At 50.7% G+C, this 21,139-nt stretch carries 20 protein-coding genes; 14 read left to right on the top strand and 6 right to left on the bottom strand.

Annotation, left to right across the window (positions count from 1 at the left end; translation table 11 throughout):
• Nucleotides 1–39 precede the first annotated feature (39 nt).
• The gene (locus GX364_06640; GenBank protein ID NLI70521.1) at nucleotides 40–960 is read left to right on the top strand and encodes a hypothetical protein; all 921 of its coding nucleotides are present in this window, start codon (nucleotides 40–42) and stop codon (nucleotides 958–960) included.
• 19 nt (nucleotides 961–979) lie between these two features.
• Here the strand turns inward: GX364_06640 and msrB are convergent, their stop codons facing one another.
• Complete coding sequence (msrB, locus tag GX364_06635) at nucleotides 980–1,942, bottom strand: peptide-methionine (R)-S-oxide reductase MsrB (GenBank protein ID NLI70520.1); 963 nt, start codon at nucleotides 1,940–1,942, stop codon at nucleotides 980–982.
• Between the two features lie 574 nt (nucleotides 1,943–2,516).
• Here msrB and GX364_06630 point away from each other — a divergent pair.
• The 10 genes from GX364_06630 to GX364_06585 all read left to right on the top strand — a co-directional run bounded on the left by GX364_06630 (nucleotide 2,517) and on the right by GX364_06585 (nucleotide 10,148).
• Complete coding sequence (locus tag GX364_06630; protein ID NLI70519.1) at nucleotides 2,517–3,122, top strand: SagB/ThcOx family dehydrogenase; 606 nt, start codon at nucleotides 2,517–2,519, stop codon at nucleotides 3,120–3,122.
• 306 nt (nucleotides 3,123–3,428) lie between these two features.
• On the top strand, nucleotides 3,429–3,812 hold the full coding sequence (locus GX364_06625) for a hypothetical protein (GenBank protein ID NLI70518.1): 384 nt from the start codon (nucleotides 3,429–3,431) through the stop codon (nucleotides 3,810–3,812).
• Complete coding sequence (gene atpB, locus GX364_06620; GenBank protein ID NLI70517.1) at nucleotides 3,813–4,496, top strand: F0F1 ATP synthase subunit A; 684 nt, start codon at nucleotides 3,813–3,815, stop codon at nucleotides 4,494–4,496.
• 33 nt (nucleotides 4,497–4,529) lie between these two features.
• Nucleotides 4,530–4,748, top strand: a complete 219-nt coding sequence (gene atpE / locus GX364_06615) for an ATP synthase F0 subunit C (GenBank protein NLI70516.1) — start codon at nucleotides 4,530–4,532, stop codon at nucleotides 4,746–4,748.
• A gap of 70 nt (nucleotides 4,749–4,818) precedes the next feature.
• Nucleotides 4,819–5,325: a F0F1 ATP synthase subunit B gene (gene atpF / locus GX364_06610; protein NLI70515.1), complete on the top strand. Its 507-nt coding sequence runs from the start codon at nucleotides 4,819–4,821 to the stop codon at nucleotides 5,323–5,325.
• Complete coding sequence (gene atpH, locus GX364_06605) at nucleotides 5,322–5,825, top strand: ATP synthase F1 subunit delta (protein ID NLI70514.1); 504 nt, start codon at nucleotides 5,322–5,324, stop codon at nucleotides 5,823–5,825. The genes atpF and atpH overlap by 4 nt, the downstream gene beginning before the upstream one ends.
• Before the next feature lie 40 nt (nucleotides 5,826–5,865).
• Nucleotides 5,866–7,380 carry a F0F1 ATP synthase subunit alpha gene (locus GX364_06600; GenBank protein ID NLI70513.1) on the top strand — a complete coding sequence of 505 codons (1,515 nt, stop codon included), beginning with the start codon at nucleotides 5,866–5,868 and terminating at the stop codon, nucleotides 7,378–7,380.
• Between the two features lie 93 nt (nucleotides 7,381–7,473).
• Entirely contained in the window at nucleotides 7,474–8,331 is an 858-nt protein-coding gene (atpG, locus tag GX364_06595; protein ID NLI70512.1) for an ATP synthase F1 subunit gamma, read from the top strand.
• A gap of 18 nt (nucleotides 8,332–8,349) precedes the next feature.
• A complete protein-coding gene (gene atpD / locus GX364_06590) occupies nucleotides 8,350–9,738 on the top strand; it encodes a F0F1 ATP synthase subunit beta (GenBank protein NLI70511.1) in 1,389 nt (462 codons plus the stop codon).
• Nucleotides 9,735–10,148, top strand: a complete 414-nt coding sequence (locus GX364_06585; GenBank protein NLI70510.1) for a F0F1 ATP synthase subunit epsilon — start codon at nucleotides 9,735–9,737, stop codon at nucleotides 10,146–10,148. Before atpD ends, GX364_06585 begins: the two co-directional genes overlap by 4 nt.
• 118 nt (nucleotides 10,149–10,266) lie before the next feature.
• Here GX364_06585 and GX364_06580 read toward each other — a convergent pair whose 3' ends face one another.
• Complete coding sequence (locus GX364_06580; GenBank protein NLI70509.1) at nucleotides 10,267–10,437, bottom strand: hypothetical protein; 171 nt, start codon at nucleotides 10,435–10,437, stop codon at nucleotides 10,267–10,269.
• Between the two features lie 387 nt (nucleotides 10,438–10,824).
• Nucleotides 10,825–11,541 carry a hypothetical protein gene (locus tag GX364_06575; protein ID NLI70508.1) on the bottom strand — a complete coding sequence of 239 codons (717 nt, stop codon included), beginning with the start codon at nucleotides 11,539–11,541 and terminating at the stop codon, nucleotides 10,825–10,827.
• A 562-nt stretch (nucleotides 11,542–12,103) separates the two neighbouring features.
• Between GX364_06575 and GX364_06570 the strand changes: the two genes are divergently transcribed.
• Nucleotides 12,104–14,002 carry a glycoside hydrolase family 125 protein gene (locus GX364_06570; protein ID NLI70507.1) on the top strand — a complete coding sequence of 633 codons (1,899 nt, stop codon included), beginning with the start codon at nucleotides 12,104–12,106 and terminating at the stop codon, nucleotides 14,000–14,002.
• Between the two features lie 131 nt (nucleotides 14,003–14,133).
• Nucleotides 14,134–15,444, top strand: a complete 1,311-nt coding sequence (locus GX364_06565) for an MFS transporter (GenBank protein ID NLI70506.1) — start codon at nucleotides 14,134–14,136, stop codon at nucleotides 15,442–15,444.
• Nucleotides 15,445–15,654: 210 nt separating this feature from the next.
• On the opposite strand, the gene GX364_06560 is transcribed toward GX364_06565, so the two are convergent.
• Together GX364_06560 and GX364_06555 are read right to left on the bottom strand one after the other, a co-directional pair.
• Entirely contained in the window at nucleotides 15,655–16,722 is a 1,068-nt protein-coding gene (locus tag GX364_06560) for a nitrilase (GenBank protein ID NLI70505.1), read from the bottom strand.
• Between the two features lie 53 nt (nucleotides 16,723–16,775).
• Nucleotides 16,776–17,639, bottom strand: a complete 864-nt coding sequence (locus tag GX364_06555) for a hypothetical protein (protein NLI70504.1) — start codon at nucleotides 17,637–17,639, stop codon at nucleotides 16,776–16,778.
• A 231-nt stretch (nucleotides 17,640–17,870) separates the two neighbouring features.
• Between GX364_06555 and GX364_06550 the strand changes: the two genes are divergently transcribed.
• Nucleotides 17,871–18,521: a hypothetical protein gene (locus GX364_06550; protein ID NLI70503.1), complete on the top strand. Its 651-nt coding sequence runs from the start codon at nucleotides 17,871–17,873 to the stop codon at nucleotides 18,519–18,521.
• Between the two features lie 198 nt (nucleotides 18,522–18,719).
• Here the strand turns inward: GX364_06550 and GX364_06545 are convergent, their stop codons facing one another.
• Nucleotides 18,720–20,888 (bottom strand): hypothetical protein, encoded by a 2,169-nt coding sequence (locus tag GX364_06545; protein NLI70502.1) that lies wholly within the window; start codon nucleotides 20,886–20,888, stop codon nucleotides 18,720–18,722.
• Between the last annotated feature and the right edge of the window lie 251 nt (nucleotides 20,889–21,139).

Genomic DNA, 21,139 nt, shown 5'->3' with positions numbered 1-21,139 from the left:
GGGCTTGGTTTATCCATGCTGACACTCGGTGGGGCGTGTTTGTTTGCCCTGCTGTTGCCCGAAGAGGAGGTTGCGAAACCAGAATCACGGTCCGAGCAGAAAGAAGGCATATCTCATATCGCGAAACCCCTTTCCGTTTTATGCCTTTTCATTCTGGTCATCACGATCAATTCGGGACTGATGTACCAGGTAATAAATCCTGCTTTCATTCATCTGAAATGGCTTGCCAGCTGGTATTGGGCCATCCCCTATATCGTGGCCGTGCATATCATGAAGGTCATGAGGGTTTCCCCGCGAAAAATTGACAGAGGACTTTTCCTGTATATTGCCATAGCCATGATCGGTTTTTCATTTGTGGCTTTCATGATGCTCGATCGATCGGTTATCAGTTACATCGTGGTCAACACGTTGATGCTCGGCGCCTGCGGTATTTGCGATCTGTTCTGGTGGAGTATCCTCGGTGAAATGTTGGATCTGGTTTCCAACCCCACCCGGATATTCGGTTTAGGGTTGGCAGCCAATACCATGGGCGTATTTATTGGCGGCGTGGCGGGTAATACCCTTGCCCTCTTGAAAGATCAAGATCAGTATTCCACGGCACTGGCCCTGGTGGTGGTCTGTATAACTTTCATCATCTTCCCCCTGCTGCACAGGCATCTTTCAGGATTGATGGAACATCATGCCGTTGGCCAATCAGCGTTGGTAGGGGAGAAGAATTCTGCAGATGGGGATACATACCCCCGGACGCAACAACAACAATTCAGAAACCTCTCGCCGCGTGAGAACCAGGTGGCGGCCTTGCTTCTTCAGGGAAAAACCTACAATAAAATTGCCGATGAACTGTATATCAGTAAAAACACGGTCAAGACTCATATAAAAAACATCTATTCAAAGTATGATGTCCGGAGTAGGGGGGAATTCATCGATCTGTTACAAAAAGGAGAAGGACACGACAGGTAACCTTCAACCTCGAAACAGTCTACTTTTCTGTTTTCCCGCGGAAAAGGCCCAGGTAGCGGCCATAACCTTTCTGTTTCATTTTTTCCAGAGGTATGAATTCCAAAGCAGCCGAATTGATGCAGTAGCGACGGCCTGTCGGTCCGGGCCCATCGTCAAAAACATGCCCGAGATGGGAAGCGGAAAGTTTGCTGCGCACTTCGATTCTTGACATCCCAAGGCTGTGATCAGCCCGTTCTTCGATGAGATCACGATGCAGGGGCCTGGTAAAACTGGGCCAGCCACAACCGGCATCAAATTTGTCACGGGAAGTAAACAGAACATGGCCGGTAACGAGATCCACATAGATTCCTTCCCGGTTTTCATCCCAGTATTCATTCTGGAATGGGGGCTCCGTTCCGTTTTCCCTGGTTACATGAAACTGGAGTGGGGTAAGTTTTTCTTTCAATGTTCCAGGATCCGTGTTTGCGGACCAATTATCTCGCAAGAACCGTTCCCGGCCAGAACCTTGATGGTAGCGTCTATAATGGGCAGGGTTGTTTTTATGGAAATCCTGATGGTAATCCTCGGCCGGCCAGAATTTGCCGGCGGGCAGGATGGAGGTGACGACGGGGGCATCAAACCTGTTGCTGTCTTCCAGAAGCCGGCGGGAAGTTTCGGCCAGCAGTTTTTGTTTGTCGTTGTGATAGAAAATAGCTGTGCGGTAAGAGGGGCCCCGATCGCCGAATTGGCCTCCCGGATCGGTGGGGTCTATCTGCCTCCAGAATATGTCGAGCAGCACCTCGTAAGAGAGGATATCGGGTTCATAGGTGATCTGCACTGCCTCGTAATGTCCGGTATCTTTTTTGCATACTTCCTCATAAACGGGGTGGGGGGTATCTCCGCCTGTATAACCGGATATTACCTTGAGAACCCCGGGGAGGCCCTCGAAAGGTGCCACCATGCACCAGAAACAACCGCCGGCAAAGGTTGCCAATTCAGGCATTTCATCACTCTTCCCTTATGTCATTTGTATCTATTATGGCCCCAGTAGCCCGGATAAATCAATATTCATGGTTGCGGTGTTTTGTTACCGAACGCGGTTGCGAAGCGGCCTTTGAAACCTGATTGCAGTCGCCGCGGAGAACAATTGATTCCTTCCTGGATGGGCGGATGATTTCTTCCTTCATTTTCCTGCAAACCTGCAAAAAAGAACTGTTTCTGTTTCTTTTTGTTTCTTGCCGGAAAAATTCTTGATCACCCGATGTTGCTCCAATTTTTACCCGGAGTTCGTCGTTCCTGCACCATTTTTCCGGCAGTTCCGGCGGATGGGGTAACAGACAGGATCGGCAGGTATACCCGACAAATCAAGGCAAGTCTATACTGTGGTTCAGACTTATGATATGATCCAGGATAGGGGTTACCATAAGTGCCTGGGGGCCTTCCCGAAGGGGCTGTTTCCCCGTGTTTTACTGTGTTGTCAAATCTGGTAACGATCGAGACATAGGATTCTTTCTGGTGCTCAATATGATCGTTTTCACATATCCGGTTCCGGTCTGTTGACGAGGAAGGGGGATGCCATGAAATTTATTTTACCCGAACCCGGGTTGCAGGGAAATATGTCTGTTGAAGAAGCGTTATATCGACGTGTTTCCCGGCGTAGCTTTCACGCCGGAAAGTTGACCCGAATGCAGGCAGGGCAGCTGCTCTGGGCTGCCGGTGGCCGGGGGATGAGCGGCGATGCGGGGATATCCCGTTCTGCTCCCTCCGCCGGGGCAACTTACCCCCTGGAAATCTACCTGGTGGCCGGTGATCTGGAAGATACGGGCCCCGGGCTTTATCATTATTTGCACCATGATCATTCCCTGGTGATGGTGCAGCCGGGCGACCTGCGAATGGAACTGGCCAGGGCGGCCCTGGGGCAACGAGCGGTGGCCCGGGCACCCGTTTCCATTATTCCGGTGGCTGATTATGCAAGAACCACCGGGCGCTACGGTGAGAGGGGATACCGTTATGTGCACATGGAAGTGGGGCATGTTGCCCAGAACATTTATCTGCAATCGGAGGCGTTGAATCTGGCTACCGTGGCCATAGGAGCCTTTGATGACGATACGGTCAAAGAAATATTGGCGGTCAGGGGAGCCCCGTTGCTGATCATGCCGGTGGGCCATCGCATGGATGGCTAACAACGACTTGTTGTTTTTTCAAGGATGAGGATGCGTTCCACCATCTGGCAATGAATGTATTTGATAATGAATGACCGATTCAAAAATTTTTTTCAAAATATTTGATGTTTAAAGAAGGATTTTCTAATTTTACGATGAATAATAACTACAATTATGAATAATTATGAATATTTATACCAAATGCAAATGAAGGTGGCTGGTGTATGGCCTTGTTATATTTATAGCGGTTCAACATTGTGAAAAGAAGACACCAGGTATCAATTGTTGGCACGGGCAAGTGGCAAAAAAGGGAAAAGATATAGAAAAATGGTAGCTATCGATCAAAGAAAAATAAATTCAACGGGCATCACCATGGTGGTTCTGGGCATAATAGCAGCCATCACAGGTTCACTTCTGGGTTACTACCCCACTTATGCCCTCGGTGTGCTACTCTCTCTGCCCGTATCCTGGTTTCTTTTCCGCTGGCAGATGTTGGCCGTTTGCAATCTGGAAGGCTTGACGCCACGGAAGGCGACCAACAGATTGCTACTGCGTTCGGCCTTGAGATTGTTGATCAATCTTACCGTTCTGGGGCTCTCCATCCTGGGAGGGGTGGTCTTTCTTTTCGGTGTGTTGACCGGTCTTCTGCTTCAGATCGTGGCCCACATGGGGCAGACACTCATTACTTTGAAGAAGGGAGGAGAAGCATAAATGGATATGCAAGCCCTACAGGAAGTACTGGACCATGTAAAGCCTTCGCTGGTATTCAACATAGGTTCCATACCGGTAACCACAACTGTAGTGAACACCTGGATAATCATGGCCATTTTGATTCCTCTGGCCTATTTGATCACCAGGCGGCTGAGCATTGTTCCCCGGGGATCCCAGCATCTGGCGGAACTGGTTGCCGATTTCTTCTACGGCCTTCTCGGGGAGACCATGGGGAAAGAAGGTCGTAAATATCTGCCATTCGTAGGCACCCTTTTCATATTTATCCTGTTTCTCAACCTGTCCTGGTTTATCCCGGGAATGAAACCGCCTACAACCGACCTCTCCACAACATTGGCTTTTGCCGTGGCAACCATCATAATTGTACAGCTTATAGGTATACAGAAGAATGGTCTGGTGGGGTATATCAAGCATTTTTTCCAGCCCAACCCTCTGATGTTTCCCCTGATCTTGCTGGAAGAACTGGTAAAGCCGGTCTCTCTCTCTCTGCGTCTTTTCGCCAACATGTTTGGAGAGAAGACGGTGGTCATGGTACTGTTTCTGATGATACCCCTGCTGGCTCCGGTTCCGGTAATGTTTCTGGGGATAATCATGGGTCTTGTTCAAGCCCTTGTGTTTTCCCTGTTGACGGTTATTTATATTTCCAATTTTGTACAGGGGCATTAAATAAAATTAGATAAATGATAAGGAGGCAGAAAAATGGAATTTCTAAGTGTTGCTCTAGCTGTAGCTATCGCTGCTCTGAGTTCGGCTTTTTCACAGGGAATTGCCACGAAGGCAGCCATGGAGGGGATTGCCAGGCAGCCCGAGGCCAGTGGGGATATCCGTACTACTCTCATCCTGGCCCTGGCTTTCATCGAAGCTTTGACTCTCTTTTCCTTTGTGGTAGCCATCCTTTTATGGACAAAATTAGCGTGAGCAAGGGCGAATAAAACAAGCGGAAATTTTTATTTGCCCCCATTTTATAAAATATCAAAGGGGTGGCACGATGGATGCTATTGTGGAAGCGTTGGGTTTTGATTTTTGGACTTTCCTGTTTCAGCTTGTAAATGTATTGTTGATATTGGGTACTCTCCTGTTCTTCTTCTGGAAACCGGTCGTCAAAGTTCTTGGCAGCCGTGAGGAACAGATAGAGGGAAATCTGCAGGAAGCAGCTTCTGCCCGGGAGAAGGCGGAAGAAATATTGACTTCTTACCAGCAAAAGATCGACCAGGCTCATCAGGAAGCCCAGGAGATTCTGGAACGAGCTGACAGGATGGCGGAGACGACCCGTTCAGAGATGGTTCAACAGGCCAAGGTGGAGGCGGATCGGATCCTCGAGCAAGCCAGGATGGAGATCGAGAGGGAGAAGAGGTCGGCCATGGCCAGTATCCGTGGCCAGGCGGCAGATCTTGTCCTCATGGCGACGAGCAAGGTTCTGGCGCGTACCCTTACTTCAACTGATCAGGAGGAGTTGCTCAAGGAGGCCTTGGTGGAGGTGGAAAGGTTACAGTGAGCGACAAGAAAATTGCCCGGTCCTATGCAGAGGCACTCTTTTCTGTAGCCCGGAAATGGGGACAGGAAGAAGATATGGGAGAGAAGCTTGCATCCTTGCAGAAGAGACTTGAAGAAGATGATGAATTGCGGCAGATTCTTCACGACCGTCTTGTAACCCCCGAGGAAAAGGAAAAGGCTTTGAAGGCTCTGCTGCCGCAACTGTTGGACAGAAAAAGTGAAGATAATATTATTTCTGTAGCCCGGGAGTATCAGCTTCTTCTTGACAAGGCCAGAAACATGGAACTGATGGAGGTAGCCGTTGCTTCCCCCATTTCCCCTTCCATGGTGTCAGAACTGGAAAATAGGCTTGGCAGTTATGTCGGAAAGAAGATTCGCTTGAAAATTCATGTCGATCCGAAGATACTGGGAGGCCTTGTTTTGCGGAGGGGTGACCAGGTTGTTGACGCCAGCGTAAAGAAAAAGCTGGAGATCATCGGCGCTCATTTAAAGTCAGTCTGACCAGCAATTTGGGCTGATGTTAGAAAAGGTGTGATGTTACTTGGACTTTAAAATAGAAGAAATATCCAAATATTTGAAGCAGCAGATCGAGAGCCTTGAATTGAAGGCCGAGACGGCCGCAAAGGGTGTGGTTACCTATATCGGTGACGGCATTGCCCGTATTTATTTGAAACACGTTATGGCCAGTGAGCTGCTGGAATTTCCTCAGGGAGTCTATGGCATGGCTTTGAATATCGAGGAAGATACTGTTGGTGCGGTTATCCTTGGTCCTTCCGGGCATATCAAGGAAGGGGACGAGGTGAAGCGGACTTTTCGTATCATGGAGGTACCGGTGGGGGAAGCTCTCCGCGGAAGAGTGATCAACCCCGTGGGGGAACCCCTGGACGGAAAAGGTCCGATCGAGACCGATCTATTCCGGCCGGCGGAATTTTCAGCCCCGGGCGTGATCCAGCGCCAGCCGGTGGATACACCTTTGCAGACAGGAATAAAAGCTATCGATACCATGTTGCCCATTGGCCGTGGCCAGCGGGAACTTATTATCGGTGACCGCCAGATCGGGAAAACGGCCATCGCTGTGGACACGATCATCAATCAGAAGGGCCATGATGTCGACTGTATTTACGTGGCTATCGGGCAGAAAGCTTCCACCGTGGCCGGTGTCATTCAGAAGTTCGAGGAAACGGGAGCGATGGAGTATACCACGGTTGTGGCCGCACACGCCGGGGAACCGGCCCCTCTTCTGTATATAGCCCCTTATGCAGGTTGCGCCATCGGGGAATATTTCATGTACGAACAGAACAGGGATGTTCTCATAATCTACGATGACCTCTCGAAACATGCTGTGGCTTACCGTGAACTTTCCCTTCTTTTGAGAAGGCCACCGGGGCGGGAAGCCTATCCCGGGGACATTTTCTATCTTCATTCCCGTCTGCTGGAAAGGGCCGTTCGTCTGAATGATGACCTGGGTGGTGGATCGCTTACAGCTTTGCCTATAATTGAAACGCAGGCCGGGGACGTTGCTGCTTATATCCCCACCAACGTCATCTCCATTACGGATGGGCAGATCTATCTGGAGGCTGATCTTTTTTATGCCGGACAGCGCCCGGCGATAAATGTAGGGTTGTCTGTTTCCCGTGTTGGGGGTGCTGCCCAGCTGAAGGCGATGAAACAGGTAGCCGGTCACCTGAGGTTGGACCTGGCCCAGTATAATGAATTGGCGGCCTTTGCCCAGTTCGGGACGGATCTGGACAAGGCGACCCAGGTCAGCCTGTCCAGGGGTGAGCGTATGATGGAACTGTTGAAACAGGTTCAGTACCGACCCATGCCCGTGGAGGAGCAGATTGCGCTTGTCTATGCCGGCGTTAACAGATATCTGGACGATTTGCCCGTGGACAGGATCAGGCTCTTTGAACAGGAATATCTCCGTTTCATGCATAGCAATTATAGTAACGTTCTTGATGAAATACGGGAGAAAAAAGAGCTGGATGAGGAATTGGAGGATAGGTTAAAGGGGAGCATCGCAGAATTCAAAGAAAGTTTCGCCAAGGGCGAGTGAGGCGGTTCCCGGAAGCCGCAGGGATTCGTCCCGTTGGCTGTAGATTTTGGCTTGTTCAAGCTTGACCAGGGTTAGACAAAGGCGGTGGAATATTTGCCCAACATAAGGGATATCAAGCGGCGTATCCGCGCTGTTACCAATACCCAGCAGATAACCAGGGCCATGAAGATGGTGGCGGCATCCAAGATGCGCCGTGTACAGGATCAATTGTGGGCAGCTCGCCCCTATGCTCAGAAGTTGACAGAGGTGGCCGGTCGCCTGGCGTTGGCACCGGAAGCCCGGGAACTCCCATTGGTCGCTGCACGTGAGGTAAAAACGGTGGGCTACGTCCTGATCACCGGCGACCGGGGGTTGGCAGGGGCATACAATTCAAATCTGATCCATCTGGCTGAAAGATCTTTAAATGAGGAAGAAAACAGGGTCAATCTGGTAACGATAGGCCGCAAGGGTTTTCACTATTTTCGGCAGCGGGGGGTGGAGATCCTGCAACATTCCGTTGAGATCGAGGACGACCCGCAACTTACCCAGGCCCGGGAACTGGCCCGGGAATTGATCTCCTTCTTTTTGAAGGGGCGGCTGGATGAAGTCAATCTCATCTATGCCTGTTTTCACTCGGCACTTGACCATGTGGCCCAGGTGGAAAGGCTTCTGCCCATTGAAACACCGACACTGGAGGAGGCCGAAGAGATCGGCTATATCTATGAGCCGGAGCCGATGGGTATTTTGACCGCTCTTCTGCCCCGTTACTGTGAGACAAAGGTATATCAGGCCCTTCTGGAGGCAAAGGCCAGTGAGCATAGTGCCAGGATGATCGCCATGGACGGTGCCACCAGCAATGCCGACGAGATGATTGAAAGTTTGAACCTCTCGTACAACAAAGCCCGCCAGAGTGCCATCACTACGGAAATACTGGAGGTAGCCACCGGTGCCGAAGCCTTGAAGGACCGGTAGTGGAGGAGGTATATAAAAATGAAGGAAGGAATAGTAGTACAGATCATCGGCCCGGTTGTGGACGTGGAATTTCCCGAAGAGGATTTACCCAACCTGTACAACGCCATCGTGATCAAGGAAGATAAAATAGATTTGACCATGGAAGTGATGCAGCACCTTGGAGGCAACATGGTTCGTTGCGTGGCCCTGGCCTCCACTGATGGGTTGCAAGGTGGAATGAAAGCTTTGGATACCGGGTCTCCCATAAGGGTGCCTGTTGGCCCTTCCACACTGGGCAGGCTCTTCAATGTTCTGGGTGAACCCATAGATGACAAAGGGGCATTGGAAACAGAGGAATCATGGCCAATCCACCGTAGGCCACCTTCTTTTGAGGAACTTGAACCTTCCACGGAGATCCTGGAGACGGGGTTGAAAGTGCTGGATCTTCTGGCCCCCCTGCCCAAAGGTGGGAAGATGGGTCTTTTTGGCGGGGCCGGGGTGGGGAAGACGGTCTTGATCATGGAGCTCATTCGCAATATCGCTTACGAACACGGGGGATATTCAGTTTTTGCCGGCGTGGGCGAACGGACCCGGGAAGGCAACGAACTCTACATGGAGATGACCGAATCCGGGGTTCTGGATAGAACGGTCCTGGTGTTTGGACAGATGAATGAACCCCCGGGCGCCCGATTTCGGGTAGGTTTAACCGGGTTGACCACCGCCGAATATTTCCGTGACACGGGAGGGCAGGACGTACTGCTCTTTATCGACAATATTTTCCGTTTTGTTCAAGCCGGTTCAGAAGTGTCTGCACTGTTGGGGCGGATGCCTTCCGCCGTGGGCTACCAGCCCACTCTGGCTACCGAGATGGGTGATCTGCAGGAACGGATCACTTCAACAAAAAGTGGTTCAATCACTTCGGTTCAGGCTATATATGTCCCTGCCGATGACCTGACTGACCCGGCACCGGCTACTACCTTCGCCCATCTGGACGGAACCATAGTCCTTTCCCGGCAGTTGTCGGAGTTGGGGATTTACCCGGCGGTAGATCCTCTGGATTCCACTTCCAAGCTGCTTGATCCCATTATTGTAGGAGAGGAACATTACGAGGTGGGCAGGGGAGTCCAGCGTATTTTGCAGCGCTACAAGGAATTACAGGATATCATCGCTATCCTGGGTATCGAGGAACTTTCTGATGAAGACAAGCTCACCGTGGCCCGGGCACGCAAGATTCAACGTTTTCTTTCTCAACCCTTTCATGTGGCGGAAGCATTTACCGGAAGGGCGGGGGCTTATGTACCATTGAAGGAGACAATCAAAGGATTCAAGGAAATCCTTGAAGGACTTCACGATGATTTGCCGGAGCAGGCTTTTTACATGGCGAGCAGCATCGAGGAAGTAGTGAAAAGGGGACAGGAGCAGTTCTGATGTCTACGTTAAAATTGGAAGTTGTTACCCCGCAAAAAAAAGTACTGGTGGAGGAAGTGGAAAGTGTCGTTGCTCCGGGATCAGAGGGTTACCTGGGTGTTCTGACCGGACATGCACCTCTGCTGACCACTTTGGGGCCGGGTGTTCTCTTCTATCGCAAGGCCGGGGAGGACAGAAACATGATGGCAGTTTCAGGCGGGTTCATGGAAGCCGGCGCTGATAAAGTGATAGTCCTGGCTGACACGGCGGAACTTCCCGGTGACATCGATGTTGACAGGGCCCGCCGATCCAAGGAAAGGGCCCAGAAACGTCTCAAGGATCGCCCGCCGGGTCTGGATGTGGCCCGGGCAGAATTGGCTTTGATGAGGAATATCGCCCGCCTGAAGGCGGCTGGAATCAGCGGAGATTGATCAGGTTCGGAAATACAAAGTTTGAAAAACGAGGAATGATTGACCGGGTATAATTTTTTTTTTGTTTCCAATGACAACAGCACCAAATGGCCGGGAACCAAACAATCCGAATCGGCTCTTACATCGGTTTGGGTTCTTTCTGGGTGTCTCCGGCTTCTTTCTTTATTCTTGCTTCACACAAGGGGCAGATCGATTTCATTTTTGGTTTTTCACCCGATATCTGCGTCGTCTCGTCTTCCACCTCGAAAAGTTGGGCGCAGAAAAGACAGCGTCGCTGATATTTTCCCATCAGTTTGCTCCCCTCTTGCATACGATGCTTCAAAAAATCCCCGGTTTGCAGACAAGGTATGGTATTGAATCGAATCAAAACAGATAAATCTCTGTTGAAACTTACTTCGGGCAACATGGCATGGCAGCAACAACCATGCTCTTTATCAATTGATCATTTATTGTCAACTGTACATATATTGTAATTTTCCAAAAAATAAAAGTCAACAAAGCAACGCCGCTTTTTGGTTCAGGTCTTCCGTTACATGTAGCGTTTTGCTCCGGATTCTTACGATTATGTTCATTTCATGGGAAAATGGAATTGATTGAAAAATTCCTTGAATGATGAATAAAAGCAGAGCCGGCCCGGGGCGGGTCGGCTCTGCCTGTCGTCAAGGGCCCGGGATAATCAGAAGCCGCTGGCCTCGGCAAGCTCGTAGCAAATTGTATCGTTGGCTGCCGGACACTCTACAAACAGGGGCAATGGAAAAACAGGATTGATCACATACTCGTTATTTTGTATTTCCCGGGTGGAGGAATGCGGAGCCTGAGAAGTCACAACATGGCCGGTCACTCCGGCATATGTTTTTTCTCCGGAGATCTCCAGAGATCTGTCGCCTTCTTCCCATTGATAACCTTCTTCCCATTTCACTTCGTCCAGGGGCAGGTTGCTGATGATGAACAGGGGAGAGGTTAAATTGACAGCTTCGAAACCCAATGAATAGGTAAAATCGAAGGGTTTCATGTCCGGTTTCAAAGTTGCAGTTTCTGCAATGTCTCCACCTGCCCAGTTGCCTTCCATGGTCAGTTCAAGGTTGCGATCCTTATCCCGGTCCACTTCAATGCTCAACCAACCCTCCAACCCCCTCAGGGTCGTGACGTTGTATCTCATGTACTGTCCGGGTTTGAAATCAAAATGTCTCCAGCCCCCGAGGGAGGCAAAGTATTTTTCTCCAATCCCGGAATCAGGTTCTTCATGTTTGGTGGTGTCTTGATCATCGGCCAAAATATTGTCTTCCCCGGGGATTCCATCTGACCTATCCCCTCCGCAACCCAGAGGGACAGTCACCGATAACAACAATACCAGCAACCCCACTGCCATTTTGACATGAATTCTGGAACACACAGGCATTCCTCCCATCGAAAAATTTAATGATCATATTGTAGCATATGAAATGGAAATAATCTGCAGAAATAATCTGGCCGACGGTGTCAACCTGCTTCGGGAAAAAAGAAAGGACCCCATAATTTTCAACACACTTTTTTTATCTATCAAACTTTCAATAGCTTCTCCGGTGAAACTGAACTCTTCCTGCAGTAACGGTATATTTCCCCTGCACTCATTGTCAAAAATAGATTTTCTCCAAAGTCCCAAAGTAAATTTACACCAACAACTGGCCAGTCGGGCAATTGCATCGAATGGGACCCTTCCCCAACAATGAAGCGGGAATATTTTACCAACGGGCAGTCGGTGTGACTGGTGGAGGAATTCGGGGGAATTTCCATGGAAAACAGAAGTGTCCGGTATGATATAATCTAACCGAAACCTGTTGCAGTTTGAGCTATTTCACACGATCAGTACAGCGGGCTTGAATTTCCTGAAGAGAGCCTGTCGGGATTGTGCCAGGCTTGAACAGCAATTCCCATTTTGGGCGAGATCGGTTGCCTGTTGTTGAAGGAAATAAAATATGAACGAAGGAATTTCTCGGGAGAAACAGATTCTATCTTTGATGACGGCCTCCCCCGAACTAGAAGGGGTAGAAAGCCTCCATCTTACCGGCAATGAGTACCTGTCCCTACCCGAAATTGGAGAATGCGGCGAGATAATGTCCTTGAATGTGCTGCATATGACTGCCCGCGGAATCCTTGAATTCAGGGGTACGGGGGGGAGTCCCCTGTTGGCGCCATTTGCAATTCTGGATGGAGAAAATCTTCTAGAGTCAGAAAAACCATCCTGGAATTATCGGTATGATTGGATCCCTCATTTCAAGGCAGGCAAACCCGGGCTCTGCAGTATTGAAGGTCATATCTTCGCGCCACCGGGCCATCGTGGTTGCTGTTTCCGTCTATCCCTGACCAATCTTTCAGCAACTCCCCTGAAGCTTGCGATTGGCTGGCGGGGATGCTGGGGCGAATTCAACCACCTGATCTTCAACCGACGGACGGTCGGCGGCGAGAAGGTTATCCGCTACGATAACTGGACGGAAAGTTTGGTCATGGAGTCACGCCATGGCCTTCCCCTTTCTGCCCTGGCCATGTCTCTCATGGTCGGGCAAGAACAGGGAGATCGCTCATGCTGGGATATTCATGTATCGTCCGGGCATCCCATTTCATACCGGGGAACGGTCAGGCCGGAGGTGGCCCCCGGTGGAAGTGTGACCGTGACCCTTTACATCGCAGTCAATCTGGAAGCTGATGGAGCCGGAACTACCGTGGTGGATTTGAAAAGGCATGGGGTTGCCGAGCTGGCTGCAAGAACAGAGTGTTGGTTGAAAAAACGGCGGATCGACCTTGATGACAGAACGGTGGCAGCTATTTTGAACCGTAATCTATATTTCAATTATTTCTTTGCATTGGGGCGTGCGCTGGATGATGATTCGCTCGTGCCGGTTACTTCGCGCAGTCCCCGCTATTATGTCAGTGCCGCATACTGGGGCAGGGATACCCTTTTGTGGAGCTTTCCCGCCTTGCTGCTGATGGACAAACAAATTTCCAGGGAATTGCTCTTGACCGTATTCAACCGCCACCTTTCCCGTGCCGGAGAACATGCCCATTATATAAACGGTGTTCTGCTTTACCCCGGTTTCGAACTGGATCAGCTTGCCGCTCATTTTCTGGCTCTGGAGCGCTATGAAAGTGCCCATGGCGATCTTTCCTTGCCCGGTGAAGGGGTGATTTCCCGGGGGTTGAAATTGTTGGTTGAAAAAGCGCGGGAACGGTATGATCGTCGCGTCGGGCTTTACCGCACCTTCCTTGATCCCTCCGATGATCCGGTACTCTATCCCTTCCTGATCTATGACAATGCCCTTCTGCAGTGTGCTTTTGTTTATCTTGCCAAACTGCAAGCCGCGGGTCGCTGGGAAGGCACCGTTGATTTTGCCGGCCTGGCCGCTGCCTTGAAACAGGCCATTCACCGGCATGGTACCGTCGAGGGTCCCCATGGGGCCATGTTTGCCTGGGCGGTGGACGGGAAGGGCAGATTCCAACTTTATGACAACCCACCGGGCAGCCTGCAACTGCTCGCCTTTTACGGTTTCTGTTCCCGTGAAGACCCTATCTTCTGCAATACCGTTGCCTGGATCCGTTCATCTGAAAATCCCCATTTCCATGCAGATACCCCCTTTGCCGAGGCCGGTTCATTGCATGCACCCGGGCCCTGGCCGCTGGCCGCATGCAATGACATTCTGGCCCTCAACCGGGGTGGTACAGACTTTCTGCGGCGGGCGCCCATGGACAACGGCTTCTGCTGCGAGACGGTTGATCCACAGACGGGCCTGGCAACCACCGGGGCAGCTTTTGCTTCCGCTGCCGGTTTTCTGGCCCATGCTCTATGGTGGGCCAGCCGTGAAAAAAAAGATGGCCGATGAAACGCTGGAAACCCCGCCCCCGGAAACCGAAGATGGTTTGCGGGGTATTCATTTTTTCGGAAGAGAAAAAGGGGAAAAGGATTCTGTAACGAAGACAATCATATTGAAATTACAAAAAGGGGACATGAGGGATGCTCGGGAAACTGCCTTACAGGGGAAAATTGGCTTACGGGATCGGTGCAGGCGGATACAGCCTTGTTGACCGTATCATGGTCACCTGGCTGATGTATTTCTATGTCCTCACACCGATAAAAGGGGAAGAAGCTCTGATTTCCGGTTTTGCCTTCGGTATCATCATGTTCCTGGGTCGCGTGGTCGATGCAATTGCCGACCCGATCATTGCCCGCTGGTCCGACAATCACGGCGGGCCTCTCGGTCGCCGTATCCCTTTCATGCTCTACAGTGGAATCCTGTATGTGGCGGTTTTTGTCGCCTTGTTTTACCCGCCGGTGTCCGGTGAATCTCCATGGAACAATATCTATCTGGCCCTGATGTTGGGGCTTTATTTTGCTTTATTCACTGCATATGTCTGTCCCTACCTGGCCCTGTTGCCGGAACTGGCACGTTCCAACAGGGATCGTGTTGACCTTTCCACCTGGAAAGCAGTCTTCAGTATCCTGGGTGTAGCGGGGGCGGCGGTAGCCGGAGGGATACTCATCGATTCAATCGGCAATTACGGCATGATCTGGGTGATGGGAGGAATTGGCCTTGTTATGCTCTATTTGCCTGTATTTATCCGCGAGAAAGATTACGCCAGATCCGAACCGGCAACCCTGGGGCTCGGGGATGCCCTGAAGACCACTTTCCGAAATCGCCCCTTCGTGATTTATCTGGCCGGCAACGTTGCCTTCTGGCTCGGCTTCAACATTGTAACCCTGAATATACCACCCTATGTTACTGTTTTGCTGGGAGGAACGGAAGGGGATACGGCCATCTATTTTGGCCTGGTACTGGGTATTGCCTTGTTCTGTTTTCCACTGGTAAATATCTTTGCCAAAAGGTTCGGGCTGAAAGCGGTCATGCTCTTCTCCCTTGTTCTTTTTGCAGTGCTTCTGCCGGGTATATTTTTGCTGGGGCAGCCACTTTTCGGGTTGAGTCCGCAGGTTTTCGGGTATATCCTGATGGCACTGATAGGGATTCCGGTCTCTGCCATCTTTGTTGTTCCGGATGCCATCGTCGCCGCGGTTTCTGACCTCGAAGAAAGGCTATCCGGCCAACGACGCGAGGCGATGTATTTCGGCGCGCAGGGATTCATTTTGAAGCTGGCGCTAGGATTGTCAACTGTCATTACCGGCGTGCTGCTGGATTATTTCGGCAAGTCAGTGGATCATCCTCTTGGTATCCAGTTGACCGGGCCGGTGGCCGCAATATTCATCGCTGTCGGAGCCCTCATTTTCCTGTATTATCCTGAAAAAGAAGTTGTGGCTTACGAGCAGAAGTAGGTAGTCCCATGGTACAGGAACCGGGATGATGGTGGAGAGGTGCGGAAGGCTGTTCGGTACCCGCCCGGTAGCTCCGGCCCGGGGCCATGGCGCCCTCACGTTTTGAATCCTGTAAATCCTGCCAGCCGGAAAATTACCAGGACATGGTGGAATGGGCAGTATTGCCCTGCGCCATTTCGAGGAAGTGTATATTGGGGGCGTTTCCCGTGGCTATTTCCGGAATATGGTGCTGTAGGCATGAGGGAAATAGCGCCGGTAAAGGTCAGGGTTGCTATCACGCCAGGGGTGTTCACGGCGCAGTTTTTTTAATCTGTTCAGATCAATTTCTGCCACGGCGATTCCTTCTGTTTCCGGTGAAACAACTTCGTCAAGAACACCGCTGCCGTCCGGGGTCAACTCTGACGGGGCGAAGATTCCGGCCCGGCCTGTAAAAGTAAACCCCAGAAGGTTCCCCACCAGAGCGCTTTTGATTCCGTACACGGGACATTCCTGAACGCGGGGCCAGATTCCTCGCAGAGCAAGCCAGTAATTGTAGGGTTCCGGGTTGGCAATGGGGATGATCACGATCTCTGCACCCTGCAACTCGAGGATGCGGAAGGTCTCGAAATAGCTGGCATCCATGCATACCGGGGTGGCAATTCTGCCCGCTGCGGTTTCAAAGAGCTTGAATCCTGTCCCCGGCGAGATGCCCCACTCTGTTTCGATGGGCATCAGGTGAACCTTGTCCTGGGTGCCTATCAGTCGCCCGTCGGGGCCATAAAGAAAAGAACGGTTGACCACATTGCCACCATCGGGAAGGATGAAGCTGCCGGCCATCAGGTAGAGCCCGTAGGCGGCGGCCAGGATGGAGTATAGTTTGTCCAGGAAAGGAGCTATCACCGGCCCGATATAATGGATTACATCGGCGATAGTGATTTCCGAGGTGTTGGCAGGCGCATCCTGCAGATCACCATCGGAGAGTGCCTTGCCCATCTCTTCCACCCCGGGGAGCATTCCCAGGAGCGAGAGATTATTATCTTCAGGGAAAGCGACAAGATGTACCCCCGCTGCCAATGCCTCACTGACCCGTCGATGCATCTCGTTGACATAATCGAGGGGATCCTTGAATAGACTGATCTTCACCTGGAGAGCGGCGACTTTGAGAAGGCGGTCTTCGATGGGCGGGGCTACCCTGCTCCCGGTGATCAAGGTTGAAAGTCTTTTTTTGAGCCGTGCCGGCCGGCAGGTCCAGCGAAGATATTGCCGAAAAAGTTTCTCTTTCCAGCCGTCAAGTGGCATCTTTTCTCCTCCTCCCTGTTCTGTCCATCATTGTGTCGGTGCGGGGGTTCTTTTCAGCGGTACAAATCGGGCAAAGCCCCCCGGTAAGCCCCCGGGTGAAGAAGTTCAAGCAGGGGGTAATCATCCTTGATCTTTTGACGGTCCGCCTCGTTCAGTTTCGCCACCGCATACGGTCTTTCAGCTGTCCCGCGATCCAGATATCCGGTCGAGCCGCGGGTTATCTCGCAGGGGCCGATCACCGCACACCGGGCGTTGAAAGAACGGTTGCCGATATTCCTTTCAAGCTGTGCCTCCACGGCCCAGAACTGGTTCTGCTGCACCTGGGCCCACATACCAGCTGGCTGTATCTGATGGGCATGTTTGGCATCCAGGGCCCCGCAATGGGCGAGCAGATCAGCCCCCTTCAGGGCGAAGATGCGTCCGACCTCGGGATGGCGGGCATCGGTGCAGGCAACAAGGCCAATTTTCATCCCATCACATTCGAAAAGGTGCAGATCCCTGCCCCTGTCCAGGCCGAGGGCGCGCTCCTCGCGGCTGAGATGGGTCTGTTGCTGGCGGCCGCAGACCTCGCCATCCGGGCCAAAAAGATAGGATGTATGGTAGATGTGACTGCCTTTCTCCTCGATCGTGGTCCCCGCTACGAGATAGAGCTTGTTGTTCCTGGCCAGTCTGCTGTGCAACTGCAAGTATTTTTCATTCCATTCCGCTGATTTTTCCATGAATAGAGTGAAATGGTCGTCATGATCTTGTGTTTTACCCAGGTGGCCGGTTGCCTTGCAGAGCAGAAGTGATGTGTGCGCAGGCAAAACGGCAAATCTGATGTCAAGCTTTTTGAAAAGCGCAGTCAGGGCGGCACTGTAATCATCAGGTTCATTGATCGGCAGATCGGCGAGGGAGAAAGCGGCAACTTTCACCATGGGTGGACCTCCCACTAACAGAATATTGTCAATGAATGATTTCTTTATTACTCCGCCAATTCCTTTTTACAAGCATTCTTTTGTGGGTAGGTTTCTTCAAGCGGCAGCCCGGCAAGCATGGGGGCTTGCCTCCTTGTTGCTGGTCTGTTTATCTTCCATCTGTCCTGTTTGAAAATAACACTTAATCCCGAGCTGTTTTTGTCGATATAAACAATGGGAGGCGGAAGGGATATGAAAATTTCTTCCACAAACTGTTTCATGAACGTCAATCAACCCGGATTGATCGATTTTGATGTGATTGGAAACTCGGGGCGGGGCCGTCATGGAATCACCTTGAAACCCAAAGTGTCTACCGGGGTAAAAGGCAACAGAATGACGGGAATGGTGGACGATAAATATATCCAGATCCGGGTTGAAACGATCATGTCCAAATTGAAATATGGAAAAAAATTATCTTCCGTGGAAATGAAATTCCTGAAGGAACACGCACCGCATTCCTACCGTGTTGCGGTTCGGGTATCGAGGGAACGCGAATCTTTTCGCCAGGAACTGAAAATGTACAGGACGAAACAGCAAGCCGAACGTGCTTACGCCATGAAGATAAGCAGCTATATCCGGACATTGAAAACATCTGCAATGGCCAAAGCTTATGAAGGTAGCGTTGATGAAAATGGAGAAATGGAAGTTATGCAGATGAAACTCATGGCGATCATGGACGAGTACAGAAAATTCAAAGCGTCAGCGGAATATAAAAAATTGAAGGATGAGGAAAAAGAGAATAACAAAATGATGTCCGTGAACAGGGCAGTTTCCACCATCTCCCGGCAATTTCCCAAACCCAGGGTGGCAAAGTTTACGGGTACGTTTATATTCTATGCCTGAAAAAAATGAATACGGATTTGCTACCTTTCAGCGATGTCCTGCTATCTTCCCCACAAAGGCGTCTCCTCTTTTTGCTTTCCGTGCAGGCGAAAGATGCCCTTTTCCAAAATTATTGTTCAGGCGTTCCAAAACACAGGATAGTTATGATCTATTGTTTGCGTGGAAAAATAGGAGCCGACAGGGTAAAACAAATTGATTTCAGCTGGATTGCAAAGGTCTGTCGATGGTATTGGTCCAGAAGTCCAGAGGTTTGTCGTTTTCTTGAGTGGGGTAAAAAGTTTCGCCATATACCGGATGTTCTGCAGCCCGGTTTTCAAGCAAAAACAGGATGTTATCTTTTCTAAAATTCGTATGCGCCAGCATCTTTGCAGAGGATGTAACCCTTATGTTGTCCCTTGTCAGGTCGGCTATCCCCTTGGCTATATCGAGATCCTCTATACGGGACTGTGCCTGAAGTGTATTCTCCCTGGTAACCTGGTTGATATCTATAATATTTTCCAGACGATTATGAATGGCCCCGATTCTGGCTCGTTCGCCGGAAACCTGTTCAATGGCTTTGTCAATACGTTTCAGGGAATCTTGCAACGACGCAATGCTGTCAATCGCCAGATCTTCGATATCCAGGGAAGAGGCCGTCATACTGTTTATAGTCACGGATATGGACTGATTTGAACGGGGCCCGATATGCAAAAGCATTTCCTTTCCCTCGATGGGAGGGTCGGGATCCGGTTCCTCCGGTTCTTCCGGTTCCTCCGGTTCTTCCGGTTCCTCCGGCTCTTCCGGTTCCTCCGGCTCCTCCGGTTCTTCCGGTCCTTCATGGGGTATGAAGGTGACAACATCTGAACCATAGACGGCTGGCTTTCCTTCATTTCCCTCTATGGTGAAATTTGACAGGGCAATGCTTTCGTCAAAATCGGGGTTGACGCGGACGAAATTATGAATGGCAATCCTTTCATCTCTGGTGAGACCCCACCATTCATGCGCCAGGCCGGAAACATCTATTATGAAGGGGGCTGCCTGCGTTCCCTGTCCACTCACTGCAAAAGAAATATTCCCGACGTTGATTGCCGAGTTGAACATATTTTGCAATTGCGAAGCCGTGATATCATGGGGGATGTCGAAGGATGCGTTGGCCACGTCGCCCATCTTGATTACCCCGAACAGAAAGGCCCAGTAAATATTGAAGTCAAACTTTACCCCTGCAAGATCTTCCATCCAGAGGCTGAAAGATGCTGTGGTACCACCGGCTCCGGGATCAATAATTGTGATCTCGCCGGTTCCCGGGGGGCCCTCACCTATGGGAAGATTGGCCAATCCGGTAACATCGACCACGTAAGGGTTCATCTGGGTTCCCTGTCCGCTCACCACGAAATTGACGTTTCCAGAAAATTTTGCGTTGAGTTCGGCCTGCAATGCGGCAGCCGTGGCATCGTGGGGCAGGATAATGGTGGCGGATTGGGATACCCCGCTGCCGAGTATATTCTGATAGTTTATATCCAGATCAAAACTGATTTCGCCCTCGATGGCATCTTCCCACCACAGAGAAAAACGGCCGCTGGTCTGCCCCAGTCCGGAAATATCAACATTCACATTGCCCGTTGCCGCCGGCTGCGCTTCAACTACAATTGCTGCCGAGATGGCACTTCTTACATCATCAGGGGTGGTTATCACTTCGCCACCCTGTACGGCCAGGGTGACATCAAAAATAACCTTTCTGCCGATAATGGTGCTGGACAGTTCAAAAGCATGATCGGACGGCGGAGTGTAGATGTTTATTTCGACTTCATCAAAATCAGGATGACCTGCCGGCTCATAAAGGAAATGATCCCATTCATTGGATCCCAGGGGAACAGGCCCGCCTAACCCGAAATTTTTTACGGGCGGGGCGGGATCGGGGTCAACCGGCCCCGGAAGTGAAAAACCACCGACACCGGTAGTTCCCGGAGACAGGGAACCATCCAGCAAATGCTTGGTGTTGAATTGGGTGGTCCTGGCAATGGTGTCTATTTGCCGCGTTAACTGGTCCAGCTCCTTTTTTGTCAGCATCAGATCATCATGGGTCAACGTAGCGTTGGATGCTCCCAACACAAGGGCTCTTTGCCTCTGCAGCATGGCATGGATTTCGGAGAGCCCTCCTTCAGCTACTTGCAGGAGGCTGATGCCATCCTGGGCATTGCGCAAAGACTGGTTATATCCTTGAACCAGCGAACGCAACTTGGTTATGACCGACAATTCCGCGGCGCCATCTCCGGCAATATTTATGCGTTTTCCCGATGAAATATTTCGAAGAGATTGGGCTTGTTGGCTTTCATAATAATCTAGCAGGCGATAGGAGTTCAGGGCCGAAATGTTTGAGTTAACTTTCATTCTTACTCCCCCCCACACATGGTATGATAATACCTAATACCTTTTTCTGGTAAACATTGCTAATATACTTCAATTACATTATAACTCATTCCGATTGACAATACAACTATTTTTCATAAATTAAAAATGTAAGTTGCAAGTTTAATTGCCCACCATATTTTACCAATCACACTAAGCTGCCATATAAATATCATTGGCTGTTTTGTATCCGAACATCCTTCTTGGATAATTATTCATCCACTGCTGAATCC

The sequence above is a fragment of the Bacillota bacterium genome (assembly GCA_012518215.1).
Taxonomy (GTDB): domain Bacteria; phylum Bacillota; class Dethiobacteria; order DTU022; family PWGO01; genus JAAYSV01.
The sequence above is the reverse complement of the archived record's forward strand: the minus strand, read 5'-3'. Positions and strand labels throughout refer to the sequence as shown.